This is a genomic window from Bradyrhizobium sp. USDA 4369, assembly GCF_054056435.1.
In genome coordinates, this window is sequence record NZ_JBSRYH010000001.1 from 1,974,640 (window position 1) to 1,995,608 (window position 20,969).

The 20,969-nt window shown below is 65.0% G+C and carries 15 protein-coding genes, 1 tRNA gene and 2 pseudogenes; 7 read left to right on the plus strand and 11 right to left on the minus strand.

What is annotated here, in order from left to right:
- Window positions 1–135 precede the first annotated feature (135 nt).
- Window positions 136–225 (minus strand) — tRNA-Ser (locus ACVIJ6_RS08915).
- A 220-nt stretch (window positions 226–445) separates the two neighbouring features.
- On the opposite strand from ACVIJ6_RS08915, the gene ACVIJ6_RS08920 reads away from it, so the two are divergent.
- Window positions 446–796 (plus strand): hypothetical protein, encoded by a 351-nt coding sequence (locus ACVIJ6_RS08920; RefSeq protein ID WP_456772411.1) that lies wholly within the window; start codon window positions 446–448, stop codon window positions 794–796.
- Between the two features lie 35 nt (window positions 797–831).
- On the opposite strand, the gene ACVIJ6_RS08925 is transcribed toward ACVIJ6_RS08920, so the two are convergent.
- The 4 genes from ACVIJ6_RS08925 to ACVIJ6_RS08940 all read right to left on the minus strand — a co-directional run bounded on the left by ACVIJ6_RS08925 (window position 832) and on the right by ACVIJ6_RS08940 (window position 7,285).
- Window positions 832–2,298 carry a trehalose-6-phosphate synthase gene (locus ACVIJ6_RS08925; protein WP_456772412.1) on the minus strand — a complete coding sequence of 489 codons (1,467 nt, stop codon included), beginning with the start codon at window positions 2,296–2,298 and terminating at the stop codon, window positions 832–834.
- Between the two features lie 200 nt (window positions 2,299–2,498).
- Complete coding sequence (gene otsB / locus ACVIJ6_RS08930) at window positions 2,499–3,332, minus strand: trehalose-phosphatase (RefSeq protein WP_456772413.1); 834 nt, start codon at window positions 3,330–3,332, stop codon at window positions 2,499–2,501.
- 6 nt (window positions 3,333–3,338) lie between these two features.
- Complete coding sequence (locus ACVIJ6_RS08935; protein WP_456772414.1) at window positions 3,339–4,853, minus strand: MFS transporter; 1,515 nt, start codon at window positions 4,851–4,853, stop codon at window positions 3,339–3,341.
- A gap of 392 nt (window positions 4,854–5,245) precedes the next feature.
- The gene (locus ACVIJ6_RS08940; RefSeq protein WP_456772415.1) at window positions 5,246–7,285 is read right to left on the minus strand and encodes a methyl-accepting chemotaxis protein; all 2,040 of its coding nucleotides are present in this window, start codon (window positions 7,283–7,285) and stop codon (window positions 5,246–5,248) included.
- A 295-nt stretch (window positions 7,286–7,580) separates the two neighbouring features.
- On the opposite strand from ACVIJ6_RS08940, the gene ACVIJ6_RS08945 reads away from it, so the two are divergent.
- From ACVIJ6_RS08945 to ACVIJ6_RS08960, 4 genes and pseudogenes are all read left to right on the plus strand, one after another.
- Window positions 7,581–8,066, plus strand: coding sequence for a (2Fe-2S)-binding protein (locus tag ACVIJ6_RS08945; RefSeq protein WP_012040904.1), 486 nt, complete (start codon window positions 7,581–7,583; stop codon window positions 8,064–8,066).
- A 112-nt stretch (window positions 8,067–8,178) separates the two neighbouring features.
- Window positions 8,179–10,525: pseudogene (locus ACVIJ6_RS08950) on the plus strand (xanthine dehydrogenase family protein molybdopterin-binding subunit).
- A 19-nt stretch (window positions 10,526–10,544) separates the two neighbouring features.
- Window positions 10,545–11,345, plus strand: a complete 801-nt coding sequence (locus ACVIJ6_RS08955; RefSeq protein WP_456772416.1) for an FAD binding domain-containing protein — start codon at window positions 10,545–10,547, stop codon at window positions 11,343–11,345.
- A 212-nt stretch (window positions 11,346–11,557) separates the two neighbouring features.
- Window positions 11,558–12,671: pseudogene (locus tag ACVIJ6_RS08960) on the plus strand (CaiB/BaiF CoA transferase family protein).
- Window positions 12,672–13,035: 364 nt separating this feature from the next.
- On the opposite strand, the gene hppD reads toward ACVIJ6_RS08960, so the two are convergent.
- Window positions 13,036–14,154, minus strand: coding sequence for a 4-hydroxyphenylpyruvate dioxygenase (gene hppD / locus ACVIJ6_RS08965; RefSeq protein ID WP_456772417.1), 1,119 nt, complete (start codon window positions 14,152–14,154; stop codon window positions 13,036–13,038).
- 120 nt (window positions 14,155–14,274) lie between these two features.
- Between hppD and ACVIJ6_RS08970 the strand changes: the two genes are divergently transcribed.
- Together ACVIJ6_RS08970 and ACVIJ6_RS08975 are read left to right on the plus strand one after the other, a co-directional pair.
- Window positions 14,275–14,754, plus strand: a complete 480-nt coding sequence (locus tag ACVIJ6_RS08970) for an Lrp/AsnC family transcriptional regulator (protein ID WP_456772418.1) — start codon at window positions 14,275–14,277, stop codon at window positions 14,752–14,754.
- 89 nt (window positions 14,755–14,843) lie between these two features.
- On the plus strand, window positions 14,844–15,155 hold the full coding sequence (locus tag ACVIJ6_RS08975; protein ID WP_456772419.1) for a DUF1272 domain-containing protein: 312 nt from the start codon (window positions 14,844–14,846) through the stop codon (window positions 15,153–15,155).
- An 82-nt stretch (window positions 15,156–15,237) separates the two neighbouring features.
- Here ACVIJ6_RS08975 and fahA read toward each other — a convergent pair whose 3' ends face one another.
- The 5 genes from fahA to ACVIJ6_RS09000 all read right to left on the minus strand — a co-directional run bounded on the left by fahA (window position 15,238) and on the right by ACVIJ6_RS09000 (window position 20,837).
- Complete coding sequence (gene fahA, locus ACVIJ6_RS08980; RefSeq protein ID WP_456772420.1) at window positions 15,238–16,512, minus strand: fumarylacetoacetase; 1,275 nt, start codon at window positions 16,510–16,512, stop codon at window positions 15,238–15,240.
- Between the two features lie 116 nt (window positions 16,513–16,628).
- A complete protein-coding gene (hmgA, locus tag ACVIJ6_RS08985; RefSeq protein ID WP_456772421.1) occupies window positions 16,629–17,975 on the minus strand; it encodes a homogentisate 1,2-dioxygenase in 1,347 nt (448 codons plus the stop codon).
- A complete protein-coding gene (locus ACVIJ6_RS08990) occupies window positions 17,975–18,931 on the minus strand; it encodes an MBL fold metallo-hydrolase (protein ID WP_456772422.1) in 957 nt (318 codons plus the stop codon). Before ACVIJ6_RS08990 ends, hmgA begins: the two co-directional genes overlap by 1 nt.
- 27 nt (window positions 18,932–18,958) lie before the next feature.
- Window positions 18,959–19,189 (minus strand): DUF2783 domain-containing protein, encoded by a 231-nt coding sequence (locus ACVIJ6_RS08995; RefSeq protein WP_456772423.1) that lies wholly within the window; start codon window positions 19,187–19,189, stop codon window positions 18,959–18,961.
- A 13-nt stretch (window positions 19,190–19,202) separates the two neighbouring features.
- The gene (locus tag ACVIJ6_RS09000) at window positions 19,203–20,837 is read right to left on the minus strand and encodes an FAD-dependent oxidoreductase (RefSeq protein WP_456772424.1); all 1,635 of its coding nucleotides are present in this window, start codon (window positions 20,835–20,837) and stop codon (window positions 19,203–19,205) included.
- Window positions 20,838–20,969 lie beyond the last annotated feature (132 nt).

Consider the following 20,969-nt stretch of genomic DNA (forward strand, 5'->3'; position numbering starts at 1 on the left):
CCGCCCCAGCTGCAGCTGATGCCCTGCAGCAACAAGCGAACTCGCTAAGGAGCCACGTCGAGGATTCGTCCGCAAGGTAGGTCGCCAACCGCCCGAACGAACTCAGACCTGGATAAAACTTGGGGGCAAGGTCACTGGCGGAGAGAGTGGGATTCGAACCCACGGTACGGTTTCCCGCACACACGCTTTCCAAGCGTGCGCCTTAAGCCACTCGGCCATCTCTCCGGTGGCCCTCTCTTGGCGGGGTCGGCGGCGTTTTGCAAGCGGGGTCGCGGCCTTTCCGACCAAATTTCCTGCAAATCACTGATAAAAATCATCAATCGGCCGCCGTTGCCGGCCGGATCAAGGCTGTCTCGGGTCCGGACGGCCGGTGATGAACCCGCGGGCCCGGCAGCGCGACCACTGATTTGCGGCTCCACCGGTCGGAGCCCCCCGAGGACCTGCTATGCCGTCAACCGCCCGTTTTCGCTCGCTCGTCGCGCTGTCGCTGGTGCTTGGGGCTGTGGCTGCGCCGCTCGGCGCGGCGCGGGCCGATCAATGCACCCGGCAGGGCGTCGACGTCACCTGCGACGACGGCCGCAAAGGGATCTGGCAGGGCGACGCGATCCTGTGGCCGGACGGCACCAAGTCCAGCCTGAAGCCACACCCGTCCGTCATCGTCGGCAACAAGGCCTCCGTGGTGGTCGGGCCGGGCGTCTTCGTCGGCCAGGGCAAGGGCATGGTGCCGATGGACAATCCGAGCTCGCCGAACAAGCTGCGCTGCGCCGTGCTGGACGGCGTGGCCTATTGCCATTGACGCCGCCGAGACCCGTCGCAGCGGGCCTCTCCTGATCAGTGATAACGCACGCTCGATGACGCCAGGCGACTGCTGAGGAGGCCGGCGGGCGAGGCCGCCAAAGGCGGCGCGATCTCGGCTGTCTCCTGCACGTCGCTATCCTGCAGCGCCTCCAGGAAATCCGTGAACCATTGCTGGATGGAGTGACGGCGCAGCTTCGTCATCATGATCTCATAGCGCATCCGGCGCTCATTGAGCGGCATCGACAGCGCCATCGCGATGGTGCGCGCCATGCCGTCGATGTCATGCGGATTGACCAGCAGAGCGGCATCGAGCTCATTGGCGGCGCCGGCGAATTTCGACAGCACCAGCACCCCGGGATCGACCGGACTCTGCGCGGCGACATACTCCTTGGCCACGAGATTCATGCCGTCATGCAGCGGCGTCACCACGCCGACCTGCGCGCTGCGATAGAGACCGGACAGCACGCCCTGCCCATAGCCCTTGTTGAGATAGCGGATCGGCGTCCAGTCGGCCTCGCCATGACGGCCATTGACCTCGCTGACAAGGCGCGCGACGTCGCTCTGAAGATTGCCATAGGCCTCGATGGATTCGCGTGACGGCGTCGCGATCTGCAATAGCGACGCGGCGCGCAGCAGCGTCGGATGCATCGTCCACATGCGGTCGAACGCGGTGATGCGGTTGACCAGCCCCTTGGAATAATCGAGCCGGTCGACGCCGATGGCGAGCTTCTCGCCATGCAGGCTGCGGCGCAGCCGCGACACGTCGGGATGCGACGCCGCCTTGGCCGCGGATGCCGCGAACTTGTCGGCATCGATGCCGATCGGAAACACCGCCAGACGCGTGCGGCCATGGCGCGACTTCACGACGCTATCCCGCACCTGCAGGCCAAGGTCAGCTCGAATGCAGGCGCAGAAATTGTCCCGATCGTCCTCGGTCTGGAAACCGATGAGATCATAGGCCAGCATCGCGGTCACGAGATCGCGGTGATTCGGTACGCTGTCGATGACGCTGCGCGCGGGCCACGGCGTATGCAGGAAGAAGCCGATCGGGCTCTTCACGCCCAGCGTGCGCAGTTCCGCGCCGAGCGAGAGAAAATGATAATCCTGAATCCAGAACAGGGTCTCAGGCTTCTGAAACCGCAACAAGGCACGCGCGACGAACGCATTCACCTCGCGATATGAGCGATAGTCGTCATGCGAGACGCGAATCAGATCGCTGCGTGAATGCAGCGCCGGCCACAGCGCAGAATTAGCAAAGCCTTCGTAGTAGCCGGCATAATGCGCGGCCGGCAGATCCAACAAGGCCAGCGCGCCCTGGCCGAGCTGCTCGATCTGCGCAATCGGTTCCATCTGCGCGCCATCGCGCACACGACCTGAGGAACCTACCCAAACTGCCCCAGAATTTTCCACCACGGGCAGCAGAGCTGCCGCAAGTCCGCCGGTCATTGGCTCATTGGCTTTGCCACGCGCCACCCGATTCGAAACCACGACGAGGTTCACAGCTCCCCTCCTGTTGGTCAGTGTCGGTTAACAGCTGTTCATCAATATGGTTCCGGGCCACCCTTTCAACCAATTGAAACCAAATTCAGGCAGCGGCGCGGTAGAATCGGAGCGCCGATCAAGTCAGAGTATTTCTAATCGCAAGCAAAGGTGCGATATGCGAACGCGAGGCAGCTGGAACCGAGCAGATGACGACGAGTTCAGCGCGATGCCGCGGACTGACCTTCGCGTTGCGCGAGTCGTGCGAGAAACGCGCGCACATCGTCCGGCGAATCGAAATGTCCATCGACACCCAGGGCACGCCGACCGACCGAGAACGACAGGCCCGCGAAATCAGGCATGATTGCGAAGACCGATTCGTCGGTCACGTCGTCGCCGATGAAGAACGGCTTGCGCCCCTCGAACGGCGCACGGCGCATCAGCTCGCGCACACCGGTCGCCTTGGTGAAGCCGGCGTGCTTGATCTCGCACACGCATTTGCCCGGTAATACCTCGATCGGTGCGCCCGGCAGCTCCGCGCGAATGCGCGACACCTCCTCGTAGATTGCCGCCTCGGCCTGCGGCGCGAGACGATAATGCAGGGCCAGCGAGTAGCCCTTGTCCTCGAGCAGGATGCCGGGACTGAGCTTGGCAATCGCCGCCAGCCTGCGCTTGAGCTCCTTGTCCATCGGCGGCGCCTGAACGGCGTCGGCCTCGTTGCCGCTGCCGAGCCGCATCTCCGCGCCGTGGCCACCGACGGCGGGATAGATCTCCGGCGCGAAGATCAGGTCGATGTCGTTGAGCGAGCGGCCGCTGACCAGCGCCAGCGCCCCGGCGGTTCGTTGCAGCAAGCTATTCAGCGTCTCGGCGAGCCCCGGCGGCACCCACACCTCGCGTGGCGTCGGCGCGAGATCGAGCAGCGTGCCGTCGATATCGAGAAGGATCGCGACCTCACCGAGATGCGGCACCAGGCTGGCGGGCGCGGGCACGATCTCGGGGGGCGCGCTGGCGGCCGCGGACGGTTGTGTTGCAATCAGCTTCGAAACGTCGGACATGCCAATCTACTCCATCACCGCGAGCGGGCGCGCCACGTCTTCGAGCGATTTCCGCTCGGCCGCGACCGCATAGCGCGAGGCGACGAGCGCCGCCACCACCATCAGCGCCGCGCCGAACAAATAGCCGGCGAACACGGCGCCGCGCGCGCCGCTGTCGAGCAGCGCGCCGAACAACGCCGGCCCGGCGACGCCGCCGAGGCCGGTCCCGATCGCGTAGAACAAAGCGATCGCAAACGCCCGCACTTCGAGCGGAAAATTCTCCGACACAGTGAGATAGGCCGCACTCGCCGCCGGCGAGGCGAAGAAGAAGATTACCATCCAGGCGGCCGTCTGCGTCTGCGCGCTCAAGACCCCGAGGGAAAACAGATAGCCGGTCAGCGCGAGCAACACCCCCGAAACACCATAGGTGAAGGTGATCATGGCGCGACGACCAAGTGTATCGAACAGGCGGCCGAGCAGCAGCGGCCCAAGCACATTGCCGGCCGCGAAGGGCAGGATGTACCAGCCGACATGATCCGCCTGAATGCCGTAGAAGTCGGTGAGCACCAAGGCGAAGGTGAAGAAGATGGCGTTGTAGAAGAAGGCTTGCGCAATCATCAAGGTGAGTCCGACCAGCGAGCGCTGGCGATAGACCGAGAACAGCGTGCGCGCGACCTCGAGGAGCGGCGTGTGGTCACGCATGCGCAAACGGATGTTCGGCAAAGATTTTGCCCGCTCCTCGCGATCATGGCCGGTCACGTCGCGCTCGATTGCAGCAACGATGTCGTGTGCCTGCTCGGGATGGCCGTGGATCATCAGCCAGCGCGGGCTTTCCGGAATCCACATCCGCATGATCAGCACCACGAGGCCGAGACCAGCGCCGATGCCATAGGCCAGACGCCAGCCCATGTCAGGGCTCGCCACCTCGGGATCGAGCAGAACGATGGCACCGACGGCACCCAACGCGGCACCCAGCCAGAAGCTGCCATTGATCATCAGATCCGTCCAGCCGCGGTAGCGCGCCGGGACGAGCTCCTGGATGGTCGAGTTGATCGCCGTATACTCGCCGCCGATGCCCGCGCCGGTGAGGAAGCGAAACAGCGCATAGACCGCGACATTCCAGGACAGGGCCGTCGCCGCGGTCGCAGACAGGTAGAGCGCCAGCGTGATGAAGAACAGTTTCCTGCGGCCGATGCGGTCGGTGAGCCAGCCAAAGCCGAGCGCGCCCAGAACAGCACCGGCAAGATAGGCGCTGTTCGCCAGACCAATATCGAGATTGGAGAAGTGCAGCACCGGACTCTGCTTCAGCGCGCCGGACAGCGCGCCCGCGAGCGTCACCTCCAGTCCGTCGAGCACCCAGGTGATGCCGAGCGCCAGCACCACGCGGGTATGAAATCCGCTCCAGCGGAGATCGTCGAGCCGCGCGGGGATGTTGGTCTCGATGATGCGGGCGTGCTCGGGCAGCTCGCGCGCGACACCGGCCGATTGCGGCGCCGGCGCGACGATGCGGAGATCGGGTACGGGTGCCTGTCGAGGTGCCATGGAATCCCAATGCAACGGCGCAGGTCGCACCGCATGCTAGACCGGAGAGGATGAAGCAAATGCGGCAGCGAGCCGCTGCCGCTGCGACCCAACGTCTCGTTTGGCACGGGGTTCCCGGAACGGGACGGGAACCCTACTAGCCCCCAGTTAAGGGTCTCGTTGGTGAAGCCTCCCGATGGGCCTCAATCAAAGTGTCGTCCCGGGCAAGAGCGCGACCCGGGATCCATACCGCGCGATACCTGATTGAGCCGCGCAACTGATACCACCCGCCAAACCGTTGCGGCGGCGTATGGGTCCCCGCTTTCGCGGGGACGACAGTAGAATGCTGGACGGACTGAAGCCACCTCGCGGGCAGTTTTGGGCCGACCAGCCTAACTCCGTTCCGGCGCGCCCTATGCCGCGCGAATATTCGCCATGAAGCGGTTGAGCTCCTCGCGCAGCCTTGCGCTCTGCGACGACAGCGACTTGGCCGAGCGCAGCACCTCTTCCGAAGCCTCGCCCGTTTGCGTCGCGCCGCGATTGACCTCGGTAATATCGGAAGCCGCGGCTTGCGTGCCGGCCGCGACGCTCTGCACGTTCCTCGCGATCTCCTGGGTCGCGCCCCCCTGCTGCTCGACGGCGGTCGCAATCGACGAGGCGATCGTGGAGATCTGGCGAATCGTTCCGCCAATCTGCTTGATCGCGGTCACCGACTCCTGGGTCGCAGCCTGCATGCCGGAGATGTGGTTGGAGATGTCATCGGTCGCCTTGGCGGTCTGCTCGGCCAGCGACTTGACCTCGGAGGCGACGACCGCGAAGCCGCGACCGGCATCCCCGGCCCGCGCCGCCTCGATGGTGGCATTCAGCGCCAGAAGGTTGGTCTGCTCGGCGATCGCGGTGATCAGCTTGACGACGTCCCCGATCTCCTGCGCCGCCCGCGACAGCTTGCCGATGCGGCCGTCGGTCTCCTCGGCCTGAGTCACCGCGGATTCGGCGATGCGGTTGGACTCGCGAACCTGGCGCCCGATCTCGCTGACCGAAGCCGACAGCTCGTCGGTCGCACTGGCGACCGAGTGGATCCGGCCTGCGGCCTGGTCCGAGGTGCCGCTGACCCGGCTGGCCAGCGACTGGGTGGTCTCCGCGGTCCTGGTCAGGGTGGAGGCGGCATGTTCGAGCTGCTCCGCGGAGCTCGACACGTTGGACACGATGGAGCCGACCGCCGCCTCGAATTCGTCGGCAAAACGGATCAGCTCCGCCCGGCGCGCCGCGCCGGCGGCCTTGTTCTGGGCATCCTGGGTCGCAGCGTCACGCTCGGCCTTCGCCACGGCCTGGACCTTGAACTCCTCGACGGCGGCGGCCATCTCGCCAATCTCGTCAGCGCGGCCGAGCCCCGGCAGGCGCACATCGAAATTTCCGGAGGCGAGCTCGCGCATCGCCTTGCACATCGTGATCATCGGCTTGGAGATGCCGTTGCCGAGCATCAACGCCAGCGCGGCGCCGAGGGCAAGGCCGCCGACGGCCAGAATCGCGATCAGCCGCTCGATCTCGGCGATGGTCGCATTGGTGGCGGCCTCGATGCGCTGCTGGTCGGCGGCAAGGTCCGATCGCAGCCCGTTGGACAGGGCGAGGATCTCGGTGGCCGCGATGCCCATGTCCTGGACCAGCTTCGCCAGCGCCTTGGAATTGTCCGCGAATTTGACGAAGGCGGCGCGGTACTGCTTGATGAGGTCACCGAGTTCGGTGACACGCTGCGTCACCTTCTCGTCATTGGCGTAGATCGTGACCAGCGACGTCTCCAGGAAACGCGTCCGGGCGATGGCGCCATCGGCCGTCTTCGGATCGGGTTTCGCGATGAAGGTGCCGACCAGCGCGGCGGCGGTCAGATACTGACCGGTCAGGTCCTTGGCCGTGGTCTGCACCGTCGGCAGCCCGGCGAGCGCGGCCGTATCGGCCAGATCGTCGAACTTATAGCGGATCTTGTTGCCGACGATGCCGATCTGGTCGGTGGCCAGCTTGGCATTGTCGCGGGTCAAGTTGACGATCTCGGAGAAGATCTTGGCGAAGGTCTGAAACTGCGCCTGCAGCTTGCCGAGCTGCGCCCGCCGCTCCGCGGCGCTGGCGGCCGCCAGCGACTTGTCGATCGCCGCCAGCAGCGACTGCTGCGCTGCCGTCGCGGCGGCCTCGTCCTCCGGCTTGCCGGTCAGAGCAAAATAGCGCGCGAGCGCCTGGTAGGAGATGAGCTCCCGGTCGATGGTTCTGGCCGCATCGGCCTCGGTGACACTGACCCGATAGGAGGCCACGGCGGCCGCGACCTTCTCGAACCCAAGATAGGCGAACCCGATGCTGGCCGCGGAGATCGCCAGCACGACCGCGAAGCCGAGAAAGATCTTGGCACGGAAACGCAGGGTCAGAAAATTGCCACGCAGCGACTGCGGCGCCAGATGCGCAGACATTCCCACCCCCGATAGGCCAGCCTTTATTATGGCCGGCGCCCCTCCACCCGGCGGGCATACACCGGACTGTGATCAAAACTACGTCACAATGGCTAAGGGTGAGTAAATGGGCAGTGACTGCAGATAGCCCGGCCAATAGCGCTGCAACTGCCAGTCCTTGCATCAGGAGATGCGACCGAATCGCCGGTGGCGCGCGCAAGACGTCGCAATGACATCGCAGACGAAAATTCGAGTTGCAAAGTCCTGAATGCGCTGTTTCTAATCAGAATAAGAATAATTCATCGGGAGGTTACTCGTGTCGACAGTCAAATTGACAGTGAACGGCAAGGCGGTCTCGGTCGAGGTCGAGGATCGCACCCTGCTCGTGCACCTGTTGCGGGATCATCTGAATCTCACCGGTACCCATGTCGGCTGTGACACCAGCCAATGCGGCGCCTGCGTCGTCCATATCGACGGCCGCTCCGTGAAGTCCTGCACCGTGCTCGCAGCCCAGGCCGCCGGCGCCAATGTCACCACCATCGAAGGCATCGCCAAAGGCGACGAGCTGCACCCGATGCAGGCCGCTTTCCGCGACAATCACGGCCTGCAATGCGGCTATTGCACGCCCGGCATGATCATGTCGGCCATCGATATTGTGCACCGCCACGGAGGCGAGCTCGACGAGGCCACGGTGCGTGAGGAACTGGAAGGCAACATCTGCCGCTGCACCGGCTATCACAACATCGTCAAGGCCGTGCTCGACGCCGCGGGGCGGATGAAGGTCGCCCAGGCTGCCGAATAAAGGCGGCGGGACAGCCCGTCGGCTTCGACGTCTTTCAATCAATACCGAGACCACGACCGCTGCGCGCGATGGCCGCGGCGGGACAACAAACTCCGGTAGGGGAGAGATTTGCATGGGTATGGAAGGCATTGGCGCGAGCGTCGTCCGCAAGGAGGACAAGCGTTTCATCACCGGCAAGGGCCGGTATGTCGACGACATCAAGCTTCTGGGCATGACCTATGCCCATTTCATCCGCAGCCCGCACGCTCACGCCAAGGTCAAGAGCATCGACTCCTCCGCTGCCGAGGCGATGCCGGGCGTGGTCGCGGTGCTGACCGGCAGGCAGATCGTCGACGACAAGGTCGGCAACCTGATCTGCGGCTGGGCCATCACCTCCAAGGACGGCTCGCCGATGAGGATGGGCGCATGGCCGGCGATGGCGCCGGAGACCGTGCGGTTCGTGGGCCAGGCCGTCGCCGTCGTGATCGCCGACAGCAAGAACCTCGCGCGTGACGCCGCCGAGGCGGTCGTGGTGGAATACGAGGAGCTGCCGGCTGTTGCCGACATGCCCTCCGCGCTGAAGCCCGGCGCGCCGCAATTGCACCCGGAAGCGCCCGGCAACGTCGTCTATGACTGGCATATCGGTGACGAGGCCGCGGTCAACGCCGCCTTCGCCAAAGCCGCCAACGTGGTCAGCCTCGAGCTCACCAACAACCGGCTGGCGCCGAATGCGATGGAGCCGCGCGCGGCGATCGCCGACTACGACGCCGCCGAGGAGCACTTCACGCTCTATACGACGTCGCAGAATCCGCACGTCGCCCGCCTCGTGTCTGTCGGCGTTCTACAACATTGCCCCCGAGCACAAGCTGCGGGTGATCGCGCCGGATGTCGGCGGCGGCTTCGGCTCCAAGATCTTCATCTATCCGGAGGAGATGGTGGCGCTGTGGGCGTCCAAGAAGGTCGGCCGTCCGGTGAAGTGGACCGGCGACCGCACCGAGGCGTTCCTGACCGACGCGCATGGCCGCGACCACATCTCCAAGGCGGAGATGGCGTTCGATGCCGACAACAAGATGCTGGGCCTGCGGGTCAAGACCCACGCCAATTTCGGCGCCTATATGTCGCTGTTCTCGTCGTCGGTCCCGACCTATCTCTACGCGACCCTGCTGTCGGGCCAGTACAACATCCCCGCGATCTATGCCGAGGTGTTGGGAGTCTACACCAACACGACACCGGTGGACGCGTATCGTGGCGCCGGCCGTCCGGAGGCCAGCTATCTGCTGGAGCGGCTGGTCGAGACCGCGGCGCGTCAGCTCAAGGTCGATGCGGCCGAGCTGCGGCGCAAGAACTTCATCACCCAGTTCCCGCACCAGACCCCGGTGATCATGGCCTACGACACCGGTGACTTCAACGCCTCGCTCGACGCGGCGATGAAGGCCATCGACTATGCCGGCTTCCCGGCGCGCAAGGCCGCCGCCAAGGCGCAGGGCAAGCTGCGCGGCATCGGCCTGTCCTGCTACATCGAGGCCTGCGGCATCGCGCCGTCGAAGGCGGTGGGCAGCCTGGGCGCCGGCGTCGGCCTGTGGGAATCGGCGGAGATCCGCGTCAATCCGGTCGGCACCATCGAGGTGCTCACGGGATCGCACAGCCACGGCCAGGGCCACGAGACCACCTTCTGCCAGCTGATCGCGGAACGCCTGGGCGTGCCGATCAGCCAGGTCTCGATCGTCCATGGCGACACCGACAAGGTGCAGTTCGGCATGGGCACCTATGGCTCGCGTTCGGCCGCCGTCGGTCTCACCGCGATCCTGAAGGCGATGGAGAAGGTCGAGGCCAAGGCCAAGAAGATCGCCGCTCATGCGCTGGAGGCATCTGAAGGCGACATCGTCATCGAGAACGGCGAGTTCAAGGTGACCGGCACCGACAAGTCGATCGCACTGCCGATGGTCGCACTCGCCGCCTACACCGCGCATAATCTGCCCGACGGGATGGAACCCGGGTTGAAGGAGAGCGCCTTCTACGATCCGACCAACTTCACCTTCCCGGCCGGCACCTATATCTGCGAGCTCGAGGTCGACCAGGCCACCGGCAAGACGTCGTTCGTCAACTTCGTCGCGGCTGATGATTTCGGCCGGCTGATCAACCCGATGATCGTCGAAGGCCAGGTCCATGGCGGTCTCGTCCAGGGCATCGGCCAGGCGCTGCTGGAGCACGCTGTCTATGACAGCAACGGCCAGCCGGTCACCGCGTCGTTCATGGACTATGCGATGCCGCGCGCCGACGACGTGCCGTCATTCAAGCTCAGCCACACCACGACCCTCTGCCCGGGCAATCCGCTCGGCGTGAAGGGCTGCGGCGAGGCTGGCGCGATCGGTGCCTCGGCGGCCGTGATCAACGCGATCACGGATGCGATCGGCAACAACAAGCTGGAAATGCCGGCGACGCCGGACCGCGTCTGGCACGCGATCCACGGCAACGCTTGAGACGATTGGAGGAGCAACCATGTACCAGACGACTTATCATCGTGCCTCCTCGGTCGACGAGGCGGCGGCGCTGTTCACCAAGGGCAGCGAAGCCAAGTTCCTCGCCGGCGGCCACACCTTGCTTCCGGTCATGAAGCAGCGTCTCGCCTCGCCGTCCGACGTCATCGACATCGGCAAGATCAAGGACCTGATCGGCGTGCAGCTGTCCGGCGACACGCTCGTGATCAAGGCCGCGACCACCTACTACGACATCATGACGAATGCCGACGTGAAGAAGGCGATCCCCGCGATCTCCTATCTCACCTCGGTGCTCGGCGATCCCGCGGTCCGTCACCGCGGCACAATCGGCGGCTCGATTGCCAACAACGACCCGGCGGCGGATTTCCCGGCGGCGCTGATCTCGCTCGGCGCAACCGTGAAGACCAACAAGCGCGCGATCACGGCGGATGATTTCTTCAAGGGCCTGTTCACGACGGCGCTCGAGGATGGCGAGATCATCATCGAGGTGGCATTCCCGGTCCCGGAGAAGGCCGGCTACGCCAAGATGCGCCACCCGGCGTCGCGCTTCGCGCTGACCGGCGTGTTCGTCACCAAGACCAAGGGCGGCGATGTCCGCGTCGCGGCCACCGGCGCGTCGCAGAGCGGCGTAATGCGGGTGCCGGCGATCGAGGCGGCACTGAAGTCGAACTGGTCGGCATCGGCGATCGACGGCGTCACCGTGTCGGCATCAGGCCTGCTCAGCGACATCCATGGCTCGTCCGACTATCGCGCCAATCTGGTGAAGGTGATGGCGCAGCGCGCGGTGCAAGCGGCCGGCTGAGTGCGCGACGCGGATCATTCCGCGAAGCGGCAGATCAAATTCCACACGGCGCGCAGCGATGCGCGCCGTGTTGCTTTGCGGCATACGGCGCGCTTGCGTTGGCCTGATACACGCGGGACAATCAAAGGATCAGGAAACGCCAGTCGCAGCGCGTGGAGATTGAGCCGGTCTCGTCGTGACAGCGCGGTGCAACAAGCCAAGGACATAAGGACGTGCTCGACAAGACCACACCACACACCGGGACCCGCGCCACAGGCCCGCTCGCAGGTTTTCGCATCGTCGAGTTCGCCGGCATCGGTCCGGGACCGTTCGCCTGCATGCTGCTGGCCGACATGGGCGCGGAGGTGGTGACGCTCGATCGCGTCGGAGCGCGCAAGACCATGAAGTCGGTCGCCGGCCGGGGCCGCAAGGTGATCGAGCTCGACCTCAAGGATAAGGCCGTCATCGCTGATGTGCTCGACCTGCTCGCCGGTGCCGATGCGCTGATCGAGGGCTTTCGTCCCGGCGTGATGGAGCGGCTCGGCCTCGGGCCCCGACGTCGTGCTCGCGCGCAATCCGAAACTGGTCTATGGCCGCATGACCGGCTGGGGCCAGGAGGGACCGCTGGCGCAGGCGGCGGGGCACGACATCAACTACATCTCGATCACCGGCGCGCTGGCGGCGATCGGCCCGAAGGAGCGGCCGGTGCCGCCGCTCAACCTGGTCGGCGATTTCGGCGGCGGCGCGCTCTATCTCGTGGTCGGCGTGCTCGCGGCACTGCTGGAGGCCTCGAAGTCCGGCAAGGGCCAGGTGGTGGACACCGCGATGTGCGACGGGGCTGCGTCGCTGCTTGCGATGTTCTTCGACCTCACCGCGATGGGCCGCTGGACCGAGGGACGCGAGCGCAACTTCCTCGACGGTGGCGCGCATTTCTACGGCGTCTACGAATGCGCCTGCGGCAACTTCGTCTCGATCGGCTCGATCGAGCCGCAGTTCTACGCGCTGCTGCGCCAGCATGCCGGCCTCTCCGATCCCGCCTTCGAGGCGCAGATGGATCCGCGCGCCTGGCCGGCGCTGAAGGAGAAGCTGGTCGCGGTGTTCAAGAGCAAGACGCGCGAGGAGTGGTGCGCGATCATGGAAGGCACCGACATCTGCTTCGCGCCGGTGCTGACGATGTCGGAGGCGCCCAAGCATGTCCACATGGCCGCGCGCGGCGTGTTCGTCGAGCGCCATGGCATCACGCAGCCGGCGCCCGCACCGCGCTTCTCGCGCACGCCGTCGACGATCCGCGAGCCGGAGGTGACGGAGATCGGCGCCGTGGTGAATGCGTGGAGGGCGGGGCGATAGACGATAGAGGTGCGGCAGCTCTGAGCAAGCGCTGCGCTGCTGTGGCAAGCTTATGAGTTGACGACGCCCGCACCTCCACCTCTGTGTCGTCCCCGCGAACGCGGCGACCCATAACCACCGGCCGCCGTCGTGTGGCTAAGATCGTCCGCCACCATGCTCGACCGAGAGATCACGCGGTATGGGTCCCGAGTCGGCGCCCGCTGACGCGTCGCGTCATCGGGCTTGCCCGGGAACACACTATTTGTTTGGTGACAGCCTGCCTCCCACGCACACCGTCATTGCGAGCGAAGCGACGCAATCCGCCGGGGCCGCGACGGGAATCTGGATTGTTTCGTCGCTGCGCTCCTCGCTATGACGGATAGACCTACTCCGCCGCCTCGACCCTCAGCACACCGCGACGAATCTGATCCTCCTCGATCGACTCGAACAGCGCCTTGAAGTTGCCTTCGCCGAAGCCGTCATCGCCCTTGCGCTGGATGAACTCGAAGAAGATCGGGCCGATCGCATTGGCCGAGAAGATCTGCAAGAGCACCTTGGTGTGGCCGCCATCGACGACACCTTCGCCGTCGATCAGGATGCCGTTCGTCTTCAGCCGCGCGATATCCTCGCCATGGCCGGGCAGCCGGGCATCGACGCGCTCGAAATAGGTGTCGGGCGGGGACGGCATGAACGGCAGGCCGGCCGCGCGCAGGCCCTCGACGGTGGCGTAGATGTCGCGGGCGCCGCAGGCGATGTGCTGGATGCCCTCGCCGCGATAGACCTTCAGATATTCCTCGATCTGGCCGGAGTCGCCGGCGTCCTCGTTGATCGGGATGCGGATCTTGCCGTCAGGGCTGGTCAGCGCACGCGAGAACAGGCCGGAGGCGCGGCCCTCGATGTCGAAGAAGCGGATCTGGCGGAAGTTGAACAGTCTCTCATAGAAGCCGGTCCACACATTCATGCGGCCGCGATGGACGTTGTGAGTCAGGTGATCGATATAATAGAGGCCGGAGCCCGCCGGCCGCGGATCGCGGGCACCGAGCCAGTCGAATTCGAGATCATAGGCCGAGCCCTTGGCGCCGTAGCGGTCGACAAGATACAGCACGCTGCCGCCGATCCCCTTGATCGCGGGAACGTCGAGCGCCTTCTGCGAAGGCAGCAGATCAGCCGGCTCGGCACCGAGCGCGACCGCCCGCGCATAGGCTTTCTTCGCATCGACCACGCGGAATGCCATCGACGGTGCGCAGGGACCGTGCGCGGCGACGAAGTCGTGGCCGTGGCTGCCGGGCTCCTCGTTGACGAGATAGTTGATGTCACCCTGGCGGTAGAGCGTGATCGCCTTGGTCCTATGGCGCGCGACAGCAGCGAAGCCCATCAGCTTGAACAGCGCGTGCAGCTGACCCGCATCGGTATGGGCATATTCGACGAACTCGAAGCCGTCGGTGCCCATCGGATTGTCGGCAGAGATGATGGCAGGCGGCGCATCGTGCGGAAACGGTCCCATCGGCGGAGCTCCTTGGCTGACTTGCTGCATGATCCCTCGGATTTGGCGCATGAAGCATGCAAACCATTGTCATTTTCGCCAAAATATGCACGATCCGTGCCTCATTAGAGGAAACGACGCATGATATCCGTCGACAGCTTCGATCTCCGCCTCCTCGCCGCGCTGCAGGATGACGGCCGGCTGACCAACCAGGAGCTGGCCGAGATCGCCGGCCTCTCCGCCTCGCAATGCTCGCGACGCCGGATGCGGCTGGAGGAGGACGGCGTCATCGCGGGCTATCGCGCGCAGCTCGCCAGCCAGGCGCTCGGCTTCGAGCTCATCGCCTTCATCCAGATCACCTTGGCGACGCATTCGCCCGACAACGCGCAGAAGTTTCGCGCGCTGGTGAACCGCGTCGACGAGATCCAGGAGGCCTATGCGCTGACCGGGGATTCCGACTATCTGCTCAAAGTGGTGCTGCGCGACCTCAAGGGCCTGTCCGACATCGTTAACAACGTGCTGATGCCGCATCAGAGCGTGGCCCATGTGCGCTCCTCGATCGTGCTCGACCGCCTCAAGGAGAGCGCGAAGCTGCCGCTGGCCGCACTGCCGCGCAGCTGAGCGCGTGGCGCGAATCGAGGGAATTGCGGCCTCCACATCACGGCGCGGCTTTGCGACACTGCACAGGCCAGACCATCAGCGAGACGACCATGGCGCTGCAGCTTCGCCCCAATTGCGAATATTGCGACAAGGACCTGCCGCCCGCCGCGACGGACGCGTGCATCTGCTCCTACGAGTGTACCTTCTGCGCCGATTGCGTGGAGACCAAGCTGTTCAACGTCTGCCCGAACTGCGGCGGCGGCTTTGCGCCGCGGCCGATCCGTCCAGCACGCGAATGGCGGCCGGGCGCCTGCGTGACGAAGCAGCTGCCGTCGGACAAGCGCGTGCATCTGAAATATGCGGCCGAGGACGTTTCAGCTTTCGTAGCGTGCGTGAAGGACGTTGCCCCAGATAACCGCTAAAGTGCTGTCATTGCGAGCATAAGCGAAGCAATCCAGAGTCCCGCCCGCGACTCTGGATTGCTTCCTCCGCTCGCAATGACGCCTACCTCGCTGGAACGATCGTGCCTTCGACCTCACCGAAGCCGACGCGATAGCCCTGCCCCTGGCACCAGCCGCGCATCACGAGCGAATCGCCGTCATCGAGGAACGTGCGTGTCACACCGCCCGGGAGTTCGATCGGCTCGCTGCCGTTCCAGCTGATCTCGAGCAGGCTGCCGCGCTGGTGCTTCTCGGGACCAGAGATGGTGCCCGATCCCAGGAGATCACCAACGCTCATGGCGCAGCCGGACGACGCATGATGCATCAGCTGCTGCACGCTCGACCAGTACATGTATTTGAAATTGGTCTGCGAGATGCGCTGTGGCGCATTGCTGCCGGAGGCGCGCAGGGCGACCTCGAGCGCGAGATCATAGTTCTGCGCATGCGCCTGCTGCAAATAAGGCAGCGGCGTCGGGTCTTGCGCAGGCCCCGGCACGCGGAACGGCTCCAGCGCCTCGCGGGTGACAACCCAAGGGCTGATCGAGGTCGCAAACACCTTGGCCTGGAACGGGCCGAGCGGCACATATTCCCATTGCTGGATGTCGCGCGCGCTCCAGTCATTGAGCAGCACGAAGCCGAAGATCATCGCCTCCGCCTGTGCCTCGGTCAGCATCTCGCCGAGCGCAGATGATTGGCCGATGACGACGCCCATTTCCAGCTCGAAATCGAGCCGCTTGCATGGGCCGAAACTCGGCAGCTCCGCGCTCGGCGGTTTCAGCTGCCCGCGCGGCCGGCGCACAGGAGTGCCCGACACGACCACGGTCGAGGCGCGGCCGTTATAGCCGATTGGCATATGCAGCCAGTTCGGCTGCAGCGCATTGTCCTTGCCGCGGAACATCACGCCGACATTGGTGGCGTGCTCCTTCGAGGAGTAGAAATCGGTGTAGCCGGCGACATGAAACGGCAGATGCAGCGTGACATCCTTCTGCAGCAGCAGTGCCCGGCTGCGCAGCGGCTTGTCGTCGCGCAGTCGCGGATTGTCATCGCGCAAGAGAGCACTGATCGCGGCGCGGGTCTTCGTCCACACCGCAGGGCCGAGCGCCATGAAGGCGTTGAGCGAGGGCTGCGCGAACACCTCATAGGCCGGCGAAAGATCGAGCAGACCTTCGTCCTCGAGCACGGCAAGATCGAGCACGACATCGCCGATGGCCACGCCGACGCGGGGCTTGGGCGAGTCGGCGGCGGAGAACACGCCATAGGGAAGGTTCTGAATCGGGAAGTCCGAGGCCGGATCGACCGGAATGAAGGAGCGGAGGGTGGGGTCGTTGGGGTGAGTCACGGTGCTTCTCCAAACCACGTCGTCATGCCCGGGCGCGGCCCGGCCATCCATGTGGGGAAAGGAAGGCGTGGATGGCCGGATCAAGCCCGGCCATGACGGTGCTGAAATTGCGGGATCTACGGCCTGGTCGGATCGAACCGCTTTTCCAGTCCGTTCCAGCAGTCCGCGTAATCCGGCTGCAGGGTGCTGGACTCCGCCGCGTGCCTGGTGATCCGCTGCGGGAAACGGGTCTCGAACATGAAGGCCATGGTGCTCGTGAGCTTCACCGGCTTCAACTCGCCATTGCTGGCGTGATCGAACGCCTCGCGATCCGGTCCGTGCGGCAACATGCAATTGTGCAGCGACATGCCGCCGGGAACGAAGCCCTGCGGCTTGGCGTCGTAGACGCCGTAGATCAGCCCCATGAACTCGGACATGATGTTCATGTGATACCACGGCGGACGGAAGGTGTTGTCGGCCACCATCCAGCGCTCGGGGAAGATCACGAAGTCGATATTGGCCGTGCCGGCGGTTTCCGACGGCGACGTCAGCACCGTGAAGATCGATGGATCGGGATGATCGAAGCCGATGGCGCCGACCGGCGAGAAGGTCCGCAGATCATATTTGTAGGGTGCGTAGTTGCCGTGCCAGGCAACGACGTCGATCGGCGAGTGCTTCAGCTCGGTCTTGAACAGCGCACCGCCCCACTTCACGTAAAGCTCGGTCGGCGTATCCTTGTCCTCATAGGACGCCACCGGGGTCAAGAAGTCGCGGGCGTTGGCGAGGCAGTTGGCGCCGATCGGGCCGCGCTCCGGCAGGGTGAAGGCGCCGCCATAATTCTCGCACAGATAGCCCCGCGCCGGCCCTGCCGGAATCTCGACCCGGAACTTGACGCCACGCGGGATCACGACGATCTCGCCGGGCGCGGCATCGATGCGCCCGAACTCGGTGACGAACAGCAGACGTCCCTGCTGCAGCACGAACATCAGCTCGCCGTCAGCATTGTAGAAATTCTGATCGACCATCGACTTGGTGATGACATAGACATGCGCCGCCATGCCGGCCTGCGTGGCGGCGTCGCCCGCCGTCGTCATGGTCTGCACGCCCTGCAGGAACGTGACCTCTCCGGCGGGCACCGGCGTCGGATCCCAGCGCTGCTGCTGCACCGTGATCTCCTGCTCGTGGCAGGGCGCCGTGCGCCACAGCCCGGCATCGACCTTCGCGAAGCGGCCGGAATGCTTCACCGACGGCCGGATGCGGTACAGCCAGGAGCGCTCGTTGGAGCCGCGCGGCGCGGTGAAGGGCGAGCCGGAGAGCTGCTCGGCATAGAGGCCATAGGCGCAGCGCTGCGGCGAGTTACGGCCGATCGGCAGCGCGCCGGGCAGCGCCTCGGTCTCGAACGAATTGCCGAAGCCGGACATGTAGCCCGGCGTGACCTGCGCCGAGGCGCGGCTGAGCTGGTCAGGCGATGTATTGATGTTCATCATCCTTCTCCTTGCAGGCGGGCCCACATCTCGCGGTCACGCTCGGCGGTCCAGATCACGGGATCGTCGATGCCGCTGGCCTCGTCATAGGCGCGCGACACATTGAACGGCAGACAGTGCTCATAGATGGCGAAGCTCGAGAATTTCGGATCCATGACCTCGCGCGTCGCCGCCATCGATTCCTTCAGGCTGCGCCCTTTGGCGACCGACATCTCGGCGGCGCCATAGAGCGAGGTGACGAAGTCACGCGTCATCGCGATCGCCTCGCGCACGGTGGCCTCGCCCTTCAGCGCGTCGCCGCGCCCGGGCGCGATCGCCTTGGGATTGAAGTCGCGGATCTCGTTCAGCGTCGACGGCCATTCGCGCAAATAGGCGTCGCCGCAATAGCAGGCCGAGTGATATTCGATGAGATCGCCGGAGAACATGACCTCGGCGTCCGGCACCCAGGCGACGATGTCGCCCGACGTATGGCCCGCGCCCAGCTGAATCAGTTGCACCTCGCGCTTGCCGAGATGGATCGTCATCTCGCCTTCGAAGGTCAGTGTCGGCCAGGTCAGGCCGGGAATGCTCTGCGCATCCTGGAACAGCCGCGGGAAGCGGCCATACTCCGAATCCCAGTCCTGCTGTCCGCGCTCGACGATCAGCCGGTGCGTCTCCTGTGAGGCGACGATGCCTTGCGCGTGATAGGCCGAGGCGCCGAGCACACGCACCGCGTGGTAATGCGACAGCACGACATATTTGATCGGCTTGTCCGTGACCGTCTTGACGCGCTCGATGACCTTGTTGGCCATCGCAGGCGTTGCCTGCGCGTCGAACACGATGCAGCCATCGTCGCCGACGATCACGGCCGAGTTCGGATCGCCCTCGGCCGTGAAGGCATAGAGATCCGGGCCGATCTCGGAGAAGGTGACCTTCTTCTCCGCGAGATCCGTGGTGGATGCGAAACCCTTCGCCATCAGTTCATTCCCTGTCTGCGCAGCAGACTATTGCTGCTGCTGCTGTTGTTGCTGTTGACCGGCATCAGCCATGCTGCGTTTCGCCAACGTGATCGCCTCGCGCAGCACACCGATGTCACCGATATGATTGGCAAGGATCAGGACCAATGCCGCATCGAGGTCGGCGCTTTCGAGGTCCGAGAGGCCCCGATGGGCTTCGACAATGGCGCGAAAGGCATCGTCGGGCTTGGGGAAATTGGAAGCGGTCGAGAGCGTCATCGTTGCGGCTCCCTCAGCTCAGGCCGGAGGCGCGGGCGACCGCCGCCGCGATCGCGGCGCGGCTCGGGTGCCGGAAGCGTGCCGCCACATAGCCGTCCGGGCGCAGCAGATAGGATGTACCGGGTGCGGCGCCGTAACGCCGGCCAGCGAACCCCTCGCCGTCGGCGAGGCCATCCGAATCGCCAATGCGGATGAGGCCGACATCGTCGGGCACATCGATCGCCTCGCCATTGGCAAAGGACAGCAGCGTGAAACGCCGGCCCTGAGCATTGAATGCGTCGGTGAGGTGAAGATGCCGTCCATCGGCCGTCTGGAGCGGCGCATCCGGCATCGACGTCCCCGGACAAGGCCCACTGTGCCAGGCCTCGGCGTCTTCAGTCGACAGCCGCGTCTGGTAGACCGAGGGAACCGACAGACGGCCGCCATTGACCATGCGCTTGCCGAATTCGGTGTCCCTGGCAAGCGCGAGCACGACCTTGCGCAGCCGCGCCTCCTGGTGCGAATTCGGCGCCATGAAATCCGTCGCCCGCGTGGACTCGCGAATGTTTTCGTCGGCCGCGGCGCTTCGCTCCAGATGATAGGTTTCAAGCAGCGCCGCTGGCGAGGCTCCGCGCAGCACGCGATCGAGTTTCCAGGCGAGGTTCTCGGCATCCTCCAGCCCCGAATTGGCGCCTCGGGCGCCGAACGGCGAGACCTGATGGGCGGAATCGCCGGCGAAGACGACGCGGCCATGAATGAAGCGCTCCATGCGCCGGCACTGGAATTTGTAGAGCGAGATCCATTCGAATTCGAACTGATCATGGCCGAGCATGCGCGCGATCCGTGGCCGCACATTCTCCGGTTGCTTCTCGACATTGGGATCGGCATAGCGGCTGAGCTGCAGATCGATGCGCCAGACATTGTCCGGCTGCCGGTGCAGCAGCGCGGAGCGCCCGGCGTGGAACGGCGGATCGAACCAGAACCAGCGCTCGGTGGGGAATTCGGCCGTCATCCTGACATCGGCGATCAGGAACTGATCCTCGAACACCTTGCCGGAGAAGCCCGCGCCGACCATCTGGCGCAGCGAGGAGCGTGCGCCATCACAGGCGATCACATATTGCGCCGACAGCCGGTAGGCTCCATCCGGCGTCTCGATCGTCAGCACGACGTGATCGTTGCGTTGTTCGAGCGCGGAGACCTTGTTGCGCCAGCGCAGCGAGATCGAAGGCAGCGCGTTGACGCGATCGACGAGATAGGCCTCGGCATAGAACTGCTGCAGGTTGATGAAGGCCGGCCGTTTGTGGCCGGGTTCCGGCAGCAGGTTGAACTGATAGAGCTCGGACGGCCCGTGGAAGATGCGGCCGACGTTCCACACCACGCCCTTGTCGACCATCCGGTCGCCGACCCCGAGGCGATCCCAATATTCCAGCGAGCGCTTGGAGAAGCAGATCGCGCGCGAGCCCTCGCCGATCCGGTCGGCATCATCGAGCACCACGACGGCATGGCCGCGCTGCGCAAGATCGATCGCGAACGACAGCCCGACAGGACCCGCGCCCACGACGACGACCGGATGCGCGGCCGGCGCGGCCTGATCCTGGTCTTCGTGCCGATGATAGCCGAACTGAACCTTCGCCTGGCTGGCGCCCTTCCCTGGATTGGCCTGCACCATGGCTTGCTCGCCTTGTGGTTTTCTTGGACTTTCGAAGCGACGAATTTCGAAGCGACCGACATTTCCTCGGGCGGGATCGACTGGCGTCTTGCCAGATAGTCTCACCTGCAACTATTCTAAAGCCGACGGCCT

Bases quoted from the DNA above. Each gene is read 5' to 3' on its own strand.
- ACVIJ6_RS08955 (WP_456772416.1), top strand. From the start codon at position 10,545: ATGTACCAGACGACTTATCATCGTGCCTCCTCGGTCGACGAGGCGGCG.
- otsB (WP_456772413.1), bottom strand. From the start codon at position 3,332: ATGTCCGACGTTTCGAAGCTGATTGCAACACAACCGTCCGCGGCCGCC.
- ACVIJ6_RS08920 (WP_456772411.1), top strand. From the start codon at position 446: ATGCCGTCAACCGCCCGTTTTCGCTCGCTCGTCGCGCTGTCGCTGGTG.
- ACVIJ6_RS08940 (WP_456772415.1), bottom strand. From the start codon at position 7,285: ATGTCTGCGCATCTGGCGCCGCAGTCGCTGCGTGGCAATTTTCTGACC.
- ACVIJ6_RS08990 (WP_456772422.1), bottom strand. From the start codon at position 18,931: ATGGCGAAGGGTTTCGCATCCACCACGGATCTCGCGGAGAAGAAGGTC.
- ACVIJ6_RS08970 (WP_456772418.1), top strand. From the start codon at position 14,275: ATGATATCCGTCGACAGCTTCGATCTCCGCCTCCTCGCCGCGCTGCAG.
- ACVIJ6_RS08935 (WP_456772414.1), bottom strand. From the start codon at position 4,853: ATGGCACCTCGACAGGCACCCGTACCCGATCTCCGCATCGTCGCGCCG.
- ACVIJ6_RS08975 (WP_456772419.1), top strand. From the start codon at position 14,844: ATGGCGCTGCAGCTTCGCCCCAATTGCGAATATTGCGACAAGGACCTG.
- hppD (WP_456772417.1), bottom strand. From the start codon at position 14,154: ATGGGACCGTTTCCGCACGATGCGCCGCCTGCCATCATCTCTGCCGAC.
- ACVIJ6_RS08995 (WP_456772423.1), bottom strand. From the start codon at position 19,189: ATGACGCTCTCGACCGCTTCCAATTTCCCCAAGCCCGACGATGCCTTT.
- ACVIJ6_RS09000 (WP_456772424.1), bottom strand. From the start codon at position 20,837: ATGGTGCAGGCCAATCCAGGGAAGGGCGCCAGCCAGGCGAAGGTTCAG.
- hmgA (WP_456772421.1), bottom strand. From the start codon at position 17,975: ATGAACATCAATACATCGCCTGACCAGCTCAGCCGCGCCTCGGCGCAG.